This is a genomic window from Ottowia beijingensis, assembly GCF_042680925.1.
GTDB classification, from domain to species: Bacteria; Pseudomonadota; Gammaproteobacteria; order Burkholderiales; family Burkholderiaceae_C; genus Ottowia; species Ottowia beijingensis.
In genome coordinates this window covers 101,206-113,721 of sequence record NZ_JBHUEP010000001.1, presented here as the reverse complement: position 1 = coordinate 113,721, position 12,516 = coordinate 101,206, and the positions used below count along the sequence as shown (strand labels likewise).

General features: G+C 70.9%; 10 protein-coding genes. 6 read left to right on the top strand and 4 right to left on the bottom strand.

Going from position 1 to position 12,516, the window contains the following annotated elements; genetic code table 11:
- Positions 1-42: 42 nt before the first annotated feature.
- Positions 43-861, bottom strand: coding sequence for a DUF72 domain-containing protein (locus tag ACFSCU_RS00535; protein ID WP_257645752.1), 819 nt, complete (start codon positions 859-861; stop codon positions 43-45).
- 66 nt (positions 862-927) lie between these two features.
- Positions 928-1,635, bottom strand: a complete 708-nt coding sequence (locus tag ACFSCU_RS00530) for a glutathione S-transferase N-terminal domain-containing protein (RefSeq protein WP_180550451.1) — start codon at positions 1,633-1,635, stop codon at positions 928-930.
- 100 nt (positions 1,636-1,735) lie between these two features.
- Here ACFSCU_RS00530 and ACFSCU_RS00525 point away from each other — a divergent pair, with 100 nt between their 5' ends.
- From ACFSCU_RS00525 to ACFSCU_RS00515, 3 genes are all read left to right on the top strand, one after another.
- Positions 1,736-3,211: a M20/M25/M40 family metallo-hydrolase gene (locus tag ACFSCU_RS00525; protein ID WP_180550452.1), complete on the top strand. Its 1,476-nt coding sequence runs from the start codon at positions 1,736-1,738 to the stop codon at positions 3,209-3,211.
- Positions 3,211-4,113, top strand: a complete 903-nt coding sequence (locus ACFSCU_RS00520) for an alpha/beta hydrolase (protein WP_180550453.1) — start codon at positions 3,211-3,213, stop codon at positions 4,111-4,113. Before ACFSCU_RS00525 ends, ACFSCU_RS00520 begins: the two co-directional genes overlap by 1 nt.
- 153 nt (positions 4,114-4,266) lie before the next feature.
- Positions 4,267-5,019, top strand: coding sequence for an Lcl C-terminal domain-containing protein (locus tag ACFSCU_RS00515; protein ID WP_180550454.1), 753 nt, complete (start codon positions 4,267-4,269; stop codon positions 5,017-5,019).
- Between the two features lie 6 nt (positions 5,020-5,025).
- Here the strand turns inward: ACFSCU_RS00515 and ACFSCU_RS00510 are convergent, their stop codons facing one another.
- Both ACFSCU_RS00510 and ACFSCU_RS00505 read right to left on the bottom strand, forming a co-directional pair.
- Positions 5,026-6,207, bottom strand: coding sequence for an MFS transporter (locus ACFSCU_RS00510; protein WP_180550455.1), 1,182 nt, complete (start codon positions 6,205-6,207; stop codon positions 5,026-5,028).
- Positions 6,204-6,929: a 16S rRNA (uracil(1498)-N(3))-methyltransferase gene (locus ACFSCU_RS00505; protein WP_377559489.1), complete on the bottom strand. Its 726-nt coding sequence runs from the start codon at positions 6,927-6,929 to the stop codon at positions 6,204-6,206. Before ACFSCU_RS00505 ends, ACFSCU_RS00510 begins: the two co-directional genes overlap by 4 nt.
- Positions 6,930-6,996: 67 nt before the next feature.
- Between ACFSCU_RS00505 and ACFSCU_RS00500 the strand changes: the two genes are divergently transcribed.
- From ACFSCU_RS00500 to ACFSCU_RS00490, 3 genes are all read left to right on the top strand, one after another.
- Positions 6,997-7,752, top strand: a complete 756-nt coding sequence (locus ACFSCU_RS00500) for a TFIIB-type zinc ribbon-containing protein (RefSeq protein ID WP_180550456.1) — start codon at positions 6,997-6,999, stop codon at positions 7,750-7,752.
- A gap of 81 nt (positions 7,753-7,833) precedes the next feature.
- Positions 7,834-9,924, top strand: a complete 2,091-nt coding sequence (locus ACFSCU_RS00495; RefSeq protein WP_377559488.1) for an acetoacetate--CoA ligase — start codon at positions 7,834-7,836, stop codon at positions 9,922-9,924.
- A gap of 17 nt (positions 9,925-9,941) precedes the next feature.
- On the top strand, positions 9,942-12,503 hold the full coding sequence (locus tag ACFSCU_RS00490) for a hybrid sensor histidine kinase/response regulator (protein ID WP_377559487.1): 2,562 nt from the start codon (positions 9,942-9,944) through the stop codon (positions 12,501-12,503).
- Positions 12,504-12,516 lie beyond the last annotated feature (13 nt).

The following is a 12,516-nucleotide window of genomic DNA, read 5'->3' as shown; positions in this document are numbered from 1 at the left end:
GGCCGGAATATCCTGCTCTTCAGCGATCGATAGCAGCGCGTGTCATGCGCTGGCCAGCCGCTCGATCAACCCCGTTGCCGCCGCCGGGTTGCGCGCCTTGGCGGCGGCGATGAACTGCACGAACACTTCGCGCGGCGCGGTGTGCGCGGGCGCCGTGGCGGGGTCGACCAGCGGCAGGCCGGCGGGCAGGGCGCCCTGTTGCCAGCGGCGCACGCGTGCTGCCCACTGGTCGAGTGCACGCGGCGGGTAGCCCGTGGCTTCGCCGGGTTGCGAACGCATGAGCCGAGCGTAGACGAAGTCGGCCGTCGGGTCGGCGATGTTCGGGTAATCGGGCGAGTCGGTGTAGACGGTGGCGACGCCGTAGCTGCGCGCCAGGCGCACGTAGTCGGCGCAGGCAAAGCTGGCGTGGCGCGGCTCCAGCACATGGCGCAGCGGCAGGCCATCCACGGCGTCGGGCAGCAGGGCGAGGAAGCACTCGACGTCGTCGGCGTCGAAGCGCCGGAACGGCGGCAGCTGCCAGACGATGGGACCGAGCCTGTCGCGCAGTTCGGTGACGCCGCTCTCCAGAAAGTGGACCACGGCCTCGGCGCCCTCGGCCAGCGTCTTGCGCTGCGTGGCCAGCCGGTGCGCCTTGACGGCGAACACGAAACCCTCGGGCGTCTCGTCGCGCCAGCGGGCGTAGGTGGCGGGCTGCTGTGTGCTGTAGAAGGTGGCGTTGACTTCGAGGCCCGTCAGCGCGCGGCTGGCGTAATGCAGTTCCTGTGCCTGCGGCAGCCCGGCGGGGTAGAACACACCGCCGCGCCATTCGGCGTAGTTCCAGCCGCCGATGCCGACGCGAATACGGGGCGTATGGGCGGCCAAGGTCGCTATCTTAAAAATAGCTGCTTGCGCTTGCTGGATCGGCGCTGGGGGCTGATTTCATGTAAATCAACCCGCCGCTGGCACCGCCAGCCCGCGCTGCACTGCCGGCCGCGCCACGAAGGCGTCGAGCACGCGCTGCACCTGCGGGAAGCGGTCGAACTGCACCAGCTCGCGCGCCTCGTAAAAGCCGACAAGGTTGCGCACCCAGGGAAAGATGGCGATGTCGGCGATGCTGTAGTCGCCGCCCATCATCCAGTCGCGCCCTTGCAGGTGGCCGTCCAGCACGCGCAGCAGGCGCACGCTTTCGGCCACGTAGCGGTCGCGCGGGCGCTTGTCCTCGTAGTCCTTGCCGGCGAACTTGTGGAAGAAGCCGAGCTGGCCGAACATGGGGCCCAGGCCGCCCATCTGCCACATCAGCCACTGCAGCGCGTGGTAGCGCGCGGCCGGGTCTGGGGGCAGCAGCTGGCCGGTCTTGTCGGCCAGGTAGATCAGGATGGCGCCCGATTCGAACAGCGCCAGCGGCTGGCCGCCAGGGCCGTGCGGGTCGATGATGGCGGGGATCTTGTTGTTGGGGTTCAGGCTCAGGAACTCGGGCGACAGCTGGTCCTGCGTGTCGAAGCCGACGCGGTGCGCCTCGTAGGGCAGGCCGGTCTCCTCCAGCATGATCGAGGCCTTCACGCCGTTGGGCGTGGGCAGCGAATACAGCTGCAGGCGGTCGGGGTGGCGCGCGGGCCATTTGCGGGTGATGGCGAAGTGCTGGAGTGCGTGTGTCATGCGGGCCAATATACGCCCGGCAGCTTGGCCTTCGTGCTGGCGTGGACGTGCGCAAGGGCGTAAAGTGCCTGCTCTTTCTGATGTTCACAGGGTCACCGCCATGAACGCTCCGCTGCACCGTGAAATGCCCGGCGCCCCGGCCTGGGACGCCGCCGCCGCGCTGGACCAGATCGGCCGCCAATGGGACGGCGACATCGTGCGGCGCCTGTCCGACTACATCGCCATCCCGGCCAAGTCGCTGGCGTTCGACCCCGACTGGGCGGCGCACGGCTTCATCGACCGCGTGGTGCGCGATGCGGCGCAATGGGTCGAGTCGCAGAAGGTGCCGGGCCTCAAGCTGGAAGTGGTGCGCATCGACGGGCGCACGCCGGTGATCTTCTTCGAGATCGAAGGGACGAAAGCCGGCGCTGCGCAGACGGTGCTGATGTACGGCCACCTCGACAAGCAGCCCGAGTTCACCGGCTGGCGCAGCGACCTCGGGCCGTGGACGCCGAAGTACGAGGACGGCAAGCTCTACGGCCGCGGCGGCGCCGACGACGGCTACGCCGTGTACGCCGCCATCGCCGCCGTGCAGGCGCTGAAAAGCCAGAACGTGCCGCACCCGCGCATCGTCGGCCTGATCGAGACCAGCGAGGAAAGCGGCTCGCCCGATCTGCTGCCCTACGTCGACGCGCTGCGCCCGCGCCTGGGCGACGTCGGGCTGGTCGTCTGTCTGGATTCGGGCGCCGGCAACTACGACCAGCTGTGGCTGACCACCAGCCTGCGCGGCATGGCGGCGGGCACCTTGAAGGTCGAGGTGCTGACCGAAGGCGTGCATTCGGGCGATGCGTCGGGCCTGGTGCCTTCATCGTTCCGCATCCTGCGCCACGTGCTCGACCGGCTGGAGGATTCCGCCACCGGCCGCCTGCTGCCGGCCAGCTTTCATTGCGACATCCCGGCCGAGCGTGTCGAGCAGGCCAAGCAGACTGCCGCCATCCTGGGCGACGACCTGTTCAAGCGCTACCCCTGGGTGCACTACGACTGCGGAGGCGAATCGCGCAGCGTGCTGCCGATGACGGGCGACCCGGTCGATGCGCTGCTGGCGCGCACCTGGCGGCCCACGCTCAGCGTCACCGGGGCCGAGGGCTTTCCGGCGCCGCAGGACGCCGGCAACGTGCTGCGGCCGTACACGGCGTTCAAGCTCAGCCTGCGCCTGCCGCCGCTGGTGGACGCGGCGCAGGCGGTGCAGCAGGTCAAGCGCCTGCTGGAAGACAACGCGCCCTGCCAGGCCAGGGTCACCTTCGAGAGCCAGGGTGGCGCCTCGGGCTGGAACGCGCCGGCATCGGCGCCGTGGTTCGAGCAGGCGCTGAACGCCGCTTCCAGCACCCACTTCGGCGCGCCCTGCGGCTACATCGGCCAGGGCGGCACGATCCCGCTGATGAACCAGCTCAGCGAGGGCTTCCCGACCTCGCAGATGATGGTCTGCGGCGTGCTGGGGCCGCGCAGCAACGCGCACGGCCCCAACGAATTCCTGCACGTGCCCTATGCCAAGAAGCTCACCGCGGCCGTGGCCGAGGTGATCGCGCGCATGCCCTGATGACGAGCGATTCCACGCTGTCGCACTTCGCCAGCGCGCACGGCGATGCGCTGGCGCTGCACGACTGGCCGCTGTCGGCCGGCTGGCCCACGCGCGGCGTGGTGCTGCTGGTGCACGGCCTGGGCGAACACGTGGGCCGCTACATGCACGTGGCCGACCGGCTGAACCAGTGGGGCTTTTCGGTGCGCGGCTACGACCAGTACGGCCATGGCGAATCGGCCGGCATTCGCGGCGAACTGCCGACCGACGACCAACTGCTGACCGACCTGGCCGCCGTCATCGACGACACCCGCATCCGCATGGACGACCGCCTGCCGCTGATCCTGCTGGGGCATTCGCTGGGCGGCCTGGTGGCCGCGCGGCTGGTGTCGCTCAAGCTGCGGCGGGTGGATGCGCTGGTGCTGTCGTCACCCTCGCTGGACGTGGGCATGACCGTGGTGCAGAAGGCGCTGACCGCCTCGCTGTACCGCGTGGCACCGCAGGCCCGCGTGGCCAACGGGGTGGACGCGCGCTTTCTGTCGCACGACCACGCCGTGGTGGATGCCTACCGCGACGACCCGCTGGTGCACGACCGCATCAGCGCCCGGCTGGCGCACTTCATCGCCACGGCGGGGCCGGCGGTGATCAAGCGCGCACCGCGCTGGAAGGTGCCCACGCTGCTGCTCTACGCCGGGCAGGACCGGCTGGTGCGGGCCGCCGGCAGCCGCGCCTTTGCCAGCGCGGCGCCCGCTGAATGGGTGACGGCGCAGGACTTTCCCATGCATTACCACGAGCTGTTCAACGAGCTCGAAAGCGCGCCCGTGTTCGAGGCGCTGCACGACTGGCTGGTGTCGCGCTTTCCGCCCATCGTGCTGGGCGAGGCCAGCGAGCCGATGCCCGGCGGCGCGCCGTCGCACTTCTAGAACGCCGGTCGAACGGGTTACCCCGTTCGCGTGATACCGCGCGGGCTGACAAAGATTTACATTGCCTGAAAACAGTGGCGCACCAGTAGCGGTGCGGCGCGTGCGGGTTGCCGTCATCCCAGTCGGGGGGAGGGTGCAGCCAAGGAGGGCACGATGAACAACAGGAACGAAGCAAGTGGGTGGCCGGGCGCCGTGCGCGCCGTGCTGGGCGGGGTGGCGCTGGGCGGCCATGCCCTGGCCTGGGCCAGTTGTGTCGGTGGCGGCCTGCCGCATCTGCCGCAGGGCCCGTTCGTCGACGCGGGCGGCGGGATGGTGCGGCACGTGCCCAGTCAGACGGTGTGGAAGCGCTGCGCCGAGGGGCAGAACTGGGTCGGCACCAGGTGCGTCGGCCAGCCGCTGGTGCTGACCGCCGCGGCGGCGCAGGCGCGTGTCGTCGCCGTCAACGCCAGTGCGCCGGGCACGCGCAACGCGGGGCAGACCAGCTGGCGCCTGCCCCGCGTGCACGAGCTGCGCTGGCTGGTCGAGTCGGGCTGCGAGCGGCCGGCCATCAACCAGACGCAGTTCCCGGCCACGCCGGTGCTGCCGTTCTGGACCGAAACCCCGTTCGTCAATGCCTACAACGCGGCCTGGACGGTGGACTTCGCGCGTGGCGAACCCCGCAGCGCCAGCCGGCTGTCGACGGCCGCCGTGCGCCTGGTGCGTGTGGCCGCCGACGCGGAGATCCGGCGCGATCCCGTGCTGGCAGCGCGATCAGACAAACCCTCGACGGGCCGCAGCCGCGCCGCGTCGGCCCGGGCCGCCGTACCGCCGCCGCTGGCGGACGCGATCCACATCAGCGTGCCCTCCGCGCCGCCGGAGCTGCCCTGGACGAGCCTGCTGCCGCCACCCGGCCCGGAGTGCCGCTGACGTTGCTCAGTCGGCCGCGCGCAGCGCCGTCTGGCGACCGCGCCAGCCCAGCCAGGCCAGCGCGCCGCCCACCAGCGCCAGCGCGGGCAGCGAACCCAGGTTCAGCCACATCCAGCCCTGCGTGGTCACCAGCGCGCCCGAGGCGAACGAGGTGAACGCCATGGTGGCGAAGACGCAGAAGTTGATCGCCGCCTGCGCGCGGTCCTTCTCCTCCGGGCGGTAGGCCGTCAGCGCCAGCGTGGTGCTGCCGGTGAACAGGAAGTTCCAGCCCACGCCGAGCGCGAACAGCGCGATCAGGAACTGGTGCAGGTCCACGCCCGACAGCGCGATGGCCACGCACACCACGTTCAGCACCACGCCCGCGCCCATGACGGGCAGCACGCCGAAGCGCTTGATCAGGTGCCCGGTGAAGAAACCCGGCGCGAACATGCCGATGACGTGCCACTGCAGCACCAGCGCCGTCGATTCGAAGTCGAAGCCGCACACCTGCATGGCCAGCGGCGTGGCCGCCATCAGCAGGTTCATCACCCCATAGCCCAGCGCCGCGCCCACGGTGGCGACGACGAACACCGGCTGCCGCATGATCTGGCCCAGCGGCCGCCCGGCGCTGCTGCCGGGCGCCTTGGCCGGTGCGGGTGGAAAGTCGATGAACGCCATCACCCCCATGGCCAGCACCGCCACCACCGCCAGCGCCAGGTAGGCGCCGACGAAGGGCACGGGCAGCACGGCGCGCGTCCAGGCCGCCAGGTTGGGGCCGACGATGGCGCCCAGCAGCCCGCCGGCCAGCACCAGCGACACCGCCTTCTCGCGCCAGGTCGGGGCGGCCAGCTCGGCCGCGGCGAAGCGGTACAGCTGCCCGTTGGCGCTGTAATAGCCGGCAATCATGGTGGCCGCCACCAGCAGCCAGAACTGGCGCGTCCACGCCGCGAAGGCCGCCAGCAGCGCCGAACCCAGGGCCACGGCCAGCCCGATCTGGAACGAGCCCTTGCGCCCGAAGCGCGTCTGCGCGCGCGCCACCAGCGGCGTGGCCAGCGCGCCGCCCACCACGTAGCCCATCACCGGCAGCGTCGCCATCCAGCCGAACGGCGCCAGCTGCAGGCCCACCAGGCCGTTGATGGCGATGAATGTGACGTTGTTGGTGAGGAACAGGCCCTGCACCAGGGTGAGCAGCAGCAGGTGGCGGTTCATGGCAGGCTCAGGCAGGCCAGCGCGGCCAGCGGCGCGGTTTCGGCGCGCAGCACGCGCGGGCCGAGGTCGATCGGCAGCCAGCCGGCGGCGCGCGCGGCGGCGTCCTCGTCGGGGCTCAGGCCGCCCTCGGGGCCGGACAGCAGGTGCACGGCGGCCTGCGGTGCCAGCGCCGCGGCACGGGCGCGCAGCGATTCGGCTTCCGGCGCGAGCGACAACACCCAGCGCGTGCCGGCGACGTCCGCAGGCTGCATCAGATGCTCCTGAAAAGTGAGCTGATCGCGCACGTCCAGCAAACGATTGCGGCCATTTTGTTCACAAGAAGCCGCGGCCACCGCCTGCCAGTGCGCGCGCTTCTTCGTGGCCCGCTCGCCCGACAGGCGCAGGCTGCTGCGCGCCATCAGCAGCGGCGTCAGGCTGGCGGCGCCCAGCTCGGTGGCCTTCTCGACCAGCCAGTCCATGCGCTCGGCCGCCATCAGGCCGACGGCCAGGTGCACGGCGCGCGCGGCCTCGCGCTCGACCGGGGTGTGCGTTTGAACCGCCACATCCACGTCGCTGCGCCCCATGCGCGTGACGGTGGCCGACCACTCGCCGCCCTCGCCGTTGAACAGCGTGATGCCATCGCCCGGCTGCAGCCGCAGCACCTGCACATGGCGCGCGGCACCGGGCGGCAGCGCCAGCGCGGCGCCTGCGGCGAGCGGGACGGGAACGTGAAAACGTGGCATGGGACCACGATTGTCGTTGAGCCGCCGGTCACGACATGCCCTGGCGCCGCGCTAGCATTTGCGCACCATGCCCCAACGTCTTGCCCCCAGCACCACCGCCTGCCCGTCCTGCCGCGCCCCGATGGAGGTGCACCACGTGGCCGGGCACAACGGCACCACCCTGGAACTGGACCTGTGCCACGCCTGCCACGGCCTCTGGTTCGACGGCAACGAGAACCTGCGCATGGCACCCGGCGGCGTGGTCGACCTGTTCCGCCAACTGCACGAACACCGCGACGACCCGCAGGCCCCGCTGGTGCGCGACATGGCCTGCCCGCGCTGCCGCCGCCGGCTGACCGAAGGCAGCGACGTGGTCAAGCACGGGCGCTACTTCACCTGGCGTTGCCCGCAGCGGCATGGGCGCTTCTCCACCTTCTCGTCGTTCATGATCGAGAAGGGCTTCGTGCGCCAGCTCACCAAGCCCGAGATCGCCGACCTGGCCGAGCGCCTGAAGGTGATCCACTGCAACAGCTGCGGCGCGCCGGTCGATTTGCGCGAGCACAGCGCCTGCCCCTACTGCCGTGCCGCCTTCTCGCTGCTCGATCCCAAGGCGGTGGAACAGGCCCTGGCCAACTATGGCCAGAAGGCACAGCGCAGCACCGAGGGCCCCCAACCGGCCGACCTGGCCGACGCGCTGGTGACCATCGAGCGCGACCGCGAGCGTGCCCGGCGGGAAGAGCAGCAGGACCGCTGGCGCCAGGGCGGCACCGGCATCGGCGACACCACGGTGGATGCCCTGTGGGTGGCGGGGCTGGAACTGGTGTGGAATGTGCTGAGACGCTGACCGGGCGCGACGTCGCCGGCGCGACCGCGCCCGGGTGAAGCCGGATGCGCGCGGCCACCGGATGGTGCCAAGATACGGTGCATGAACACCCCCGCCCTCACCGCCCGCGTTCCCCACATCCGCCGCTACCAGGACTGGCTGCGCGACACGCGCGGCCTCGCCTTCGACGACTACCACGCGCTGTGGCGCTGGTCGACCACCGATCTCGACGCCTTCTGGCAGAGCATCTGGGACTACTTCGACATCCAGTCGCCCACGCCGCACACGGCGGTGCTGGCGAAGAACGTCATGCCTGGGGCCGTGTGGTTCCCCGGTGCGCAGACCAACTACGCGCAGCAGGTGTTCCGCCACGTGCAGCCGGCGCACGCCGCGGGGCTGCCGGCCATCATCAGCGAGAACGAGAAGGGACAGGTGCGGACCTTAAGCTGGCCCGAGCTGAAGCGCCAGGTCGCTTCGCTGGCGCTGCACCTGAAAGCGCAGGGCGTGCAGCCGGGCGACCGGGTGGCGGCCTACATGCCGAACATCCCCGAGACCATCGTCGCCTTCCTGGCCACCGCCAGCATCGGCGCCGTGTGGAGCGTGTGCGCGCCCGACATGGGCACGAACGCGGTGCTGGATCGCTTCAAACAGATCGAACCCAAGGTGCTGATCGCCGTCGACGGCGTGACCTGGGCCGGGCGCGACATCGACCGCCTGGCCGTGGTGCAGGAACTGCGGGCGGCGCTGCCCAGCGTGCAGCACCTGATCGTGCAGCGCAATCTCGATACTACGGTTTCAGTAGCTGACAGCGCAGACTGGGCAGGCGCTACAGCCCGAAATGATGCTGAAACTGCCGCCTTCGAACCGATGTGGCTGCCGTTCGACCATCCGCTGTGGGTGGTGTATTCCAGCGGCACCACCGGCCTGCCCAAGCCCATCGTGCACGCGCATGGCGGCATGATCCTGGTGATGCTGATGCTGGCCAGCCTGCACAACGACGTGGGCTGCAGCTACGCGCCCGAGACGCTGGGCGAGCGCTTCCACTGGTACAGCTCCACCGGCTGGGTGATGTGGAACGCGCAGATTGCCGGGCTGCTGTCGGGCACCACCTGCGTCATCTTCGACGGCAGCCCCGGCGGCAGCAAGGAGGCGCCCGACTGGACGGTGCTGTGGCGCTTCGCCGCGCGGCACCAGGTCACGTTCTTCGGCGCCGGCGCGGCGTTCTACGCCAATTGCATGAAGGCCGGCGTCGACCTGGCGCAATGCGGCGACCTGTCGCGCATCTGGGCGCTGGGCACCACCGGCTCGCCGCTGGCGCCCGACGTGCAGGCCTGGGGCACCGAGCAGTTCCGCCGCATCGCCAGCGGGCCACTGCAAGCTGATATCTGGTGGTGCAACATCAGCGGCGGCACCGACTTCTGCGGCGCCTTCATCGGCGGCCACCGCGAGCTGCCGCAGGCCCCCGGCGTGATGCAGTGCCGCATGCTGGGCGCGGCGGTGGAGGCGTGGAACGACGCCGGCGAGCCGGTCGTCGGCCAGGTCGGCGAGCTGGTGTGCACGCAGCCCATTCCGTCGATGCCGCAGTACCTGGTGAACGACCCCGACGGCGCGCGCTACCGCGCCAGCTACTTCGAGATGTACCCGCCCGGCCACGGCCGCAAGCCCGGCGGCGGCGATCTGGACAAGAGCGCGGGCAGCGTGTGGCGCCACGGCGACTGGCTGCGCGTGGGCGATGAGAACGGCGAGGGCGAGTGGTGCGTGATCTACGGCCGCAGCGACGCCACCATCAACCGCCACGGCCTGCGCATGGGCACCAGCGAGATCTACAGCGCGGTCGAGGGCATCCCCGAGGTGCTCGATTCGATGGTGATCGACCTCGAATACCTGGGCAAGCAAAGCTACATGCCGCTGTTCGTGGTGCTGCGCCCCGGCGTGGTGCTGGACGAGGCGCTGACGAAGCGCATCAACGAGGCCATCCGCCAGTCCTTGAGCCCGCGCTTCGTGCCCGACGCCATCTTCCACGTCACCGAGATTCCGCGCACCCTGTCGGGCAAGAAGCAGGAGCTGCCGATCAAGAAGCTGCTGCTCGGCCAGCCGCTGGAGAAGGTGGTCAACCGGGAGGCCATGGCCAACCCGGCCTGCCTGGCGTGGTACGAGGATTTTGCCAAGCAGCGCATTGCCGCTATTGATTAAGTAGCTGCCAGCGCCGTATGCAAGCCGATGATCGGGCAATTTCGCTTGAATTTCCGTTTCTGTCGGGCGACGACGTGGCCAGCCGCCTGGTGCGCGCCATCGACTGGGTGGCCACGCCGCTGGGGCCGATCGCGCAATGGCCGGCCCCGCTGCGCACCGTGCTCGGGACGATGCTGCGATCGCGCAACCCCATGCTGCTGTACTGGGGCCCGCAGCTCACGCACTTCTTCAACACCGCCTTCATCCCGAGCCTGGACACGCGGCAGTTTCCCGGCGCCATGGGCCAGCCGGGCGAGCAGGCCTGGAGCGACATCTGGCCGGTGATCGGCCCCAAGCTGCGCCACATCATGCAGGGCGGCGCCGCCACCTGGGACGAAGACCAGCTCATCCCCGGCCTGCGCGACGGCCGCACCGTGGACGTGTACTGGAACTACAGCTTCACCCCCGTGTTGCTGGAGGACGGGCAGGTGGGCGGCGTGCTGGTGGTGGCCACCGAAACCACCGCGCGCATGGTGGCTTCACGCCGCCAGGCCGCGCTGCACCAAGTGAACGATGCGCTGGCGCGCCTGTCGCCGGACAAGCCCGACCTGTTCTCCGCCGCCTTGCAGTCGCTGCAGGCCGCCAGCCGCGACGTGCCGTGCGCGGCCTACCTGCGCTGGCCCCACGCGGCCGACGCGCCCCAGGTGGTGGATTGCGTGGGCATCGGCGAGTACCAGTGGCCGGCGGGCGAGCCCGTGCTGCCGACCGCGCTGGCGGGGCAGCAGGCGCTGTTCGACACGCTGATGCAGGGCCGGCACGTGGTGCTGCCGGGCAGGCTGCGCCTGACCACGCCCGAGCACCCCGAGCCGGTGACCGACCTGGTGCTGCTGCCGATGCGCCATGCCGGCGAAGCGGGGCTGCAATGCATGGGCTTCGGCCTGAACCCGCGCGTGCCGCTGGACCAGGCCTACCTGCAGTTCCTGCAGCAGATCGCCGACGACGTGGGCGCCGCCATCGACCGCGGCGAATCGGCCCGCGCCCGCGCGCGCGCCTTCGAGGAGCGCGACAACCTGCTGCGCCAGGCCCCGGTGGCCATCGCCATCCTGTCGGGCCCCGAGCAGACCTTCACCCTGGTCAACCCGCTGTACTGCCGCGTCACCGACCGCAGCCCGGACCAGCTGATCGGCAAGACCTACCGCGAGGCGTTTCCCGAGCTGGCCGACACGCCGCTGCCCGGCATCCTGCAGCAGGTCTACCGCACGGGCGAGCGCTACGCCAGCCCCGAGAGCCTGATCCCGCTGACCATCGACGGCGCGCTGAGCGACCGCTACTTCGAGTTCAACCTGGAGCCCATGCGCGACCTGCAGCAGCAGGTGACCGGGCTGATGGCCGTGGCCATCGACGTGACCCACCGCGTGCTGGCCCGCGCCAGCCTGGACCGCAGCCATGCCGAGCGGCAGCAGCTGCTGGAGCGCGCGCACGACGCGGCCCGCGCCAAGGACGAGTTCCTGGCCATGCTGGGGCACGAGCTGCGCAACCCGCTGGCGCCCATCGTCAGCGCGCTGCACGTGATGGAGCGCAAGGGCGCCGGCGCCGAGCGCGAGCGCGCGGTCATCGAACGCCAGGTCAAGCACATGACGCGGCTGGTCGACGACCTGCTGGACGTGTCGCGCATCGCGCGCGGCCGCATCCGGCTGGAGCCCACGCTGGCGCGCGCGGCCGTGCTGCTGCAGCGCGCGGCCGAGATGGTGCAGCCGCTGGTGGAGCAGCGCGGGCACCGGCTCGACGTCAGCCTGCCGTCGTCGCCCGTGCTGTGGTGGGGCGACTCGGCGCGGCTGGTGCAGGTGATCACCAACCTGCTGACCAACGCCGTGCGCTACACGCCGCCCGGCGGGCACATCCGCCTGTCGGGGCGCCGCGAGGGGCAGGCGCTGGTGATCGAGGTGGCCGACAACGGCACGGGCATCGCCCCCGAGCTGCTGCCCGACGTGTTCGACGTGTTCTACCAGGGCCAGAAGCAGGGCATCGACCGGTCGCAGGGCGGGCTGGGCCTGGGCCTGGCGCTGGTCAAGAACCTGGTGGTGCTGCATGGCGGCGAGGTCGAGGCGCACAGCGCCGGGCGCGACCAGGGCAGCCGCTTCGTGGTGCGCCTGCCGCTGCGCGAACAGCCGGCGCTGGCCGAAGGGGCCTGGCCCCAGGGCGAGCAGGCGGCGGCGCAGAGCCGGCGCGTGCTGCTGGTCGATGACAACCGCGATGCGGTCGATCTGCTGGCCGAATCGCTGGCCCTGCAGGGCAACGAGCTGCGCGTGGCCTACACGCCCGAGCAGGCGCTGAGCGTGGCCGAGCGCTTTCAGCCCCAGGTGGCGGTGCTGGACGTCGGCCTGCCGGACATGGACGGCCATGAGCTGGGGCGGCGCCTGCGCGCGCGCCTGGGTGAGGGCTGTGTGCTGATTGCCCTGTCAGGCTACGGGCAGGACAGCGACCGCGAGCGCGCGCAGGTGTCCGGCTTCGCCCATTACCTGGTCAAGCCGGTGGAGCCGGCCCAGCTGCACGCGCTGATCGCCGGCATCCCGGTCAACGGGACAGCGCAGCGCGGCTGAGCGGCGGTGTGCG

Coding starts and splice junctions, on each gene's coding strand:
- ACFSCU_RS00530 (WP_180550451.1), bottom strand. CDS start 1,635: ATGACACACGCACTCCAGCACTTCGCCATCACCCGCAAATGGCCCGCG.
- ACFSCU_RS00525 (WP_180550452.1), top strand. CDS start 1,736: ATGAACGCTCCGCTGCACCGTGAAATGCCCGGCGCCCCGGCCTGGGAC.
- ACFSCU_RS00520 (WP_180550453.1), top strand. CDS start 3,211: ATGACGAGCGATTCCACGCTGTCGCACTTCGCCAGCGCGCACGGCGAT.
- ACFSCU_RS00515 (WP_180550454.1), top strand. CDS start 4,267: ATGAACAACAGGAACGAAGCAAGTGGGTGGCCGGGCGCCGTGCGCGCC.
- ACFSCU_RS00510 (WP_180550455.1), bottom strand. CDS start 6,207: ATGAACCGCCACCTGCTGCTGCTCACCCTGGTGCAGGGCCTGTTCCTC.
- ACFSCU_RS00505 (WP_377559489.1), bottom strand. CDS start 6,929: ATGCCACGTTTTCACGTTCCCGTCCCGCTCGCCGCAGGCGCCGCGCTG.
- ACFSCU_RS00500 (WP_180550456.1), top strand. CDS start 6,997: ATGCCCCAACGTCTTGCCCCCAGCACCACCGCCTGCCCGTCCTGCCGC.
- ACFSCU_RS00495 (WP_377559488.1), top strand. CDS start 7,834: ATGAACACCCCCGCCCTCACCGCCCGCGTTCCCCACATCCGCCGCTAC.
- ACFSCU_RS00490 (WP_377559487.1), top strand. CDS start 9,942: ATGCAAGCCGATGATCGGGCAATTTCGCTTGAATTTCCGTTTCTGTCG.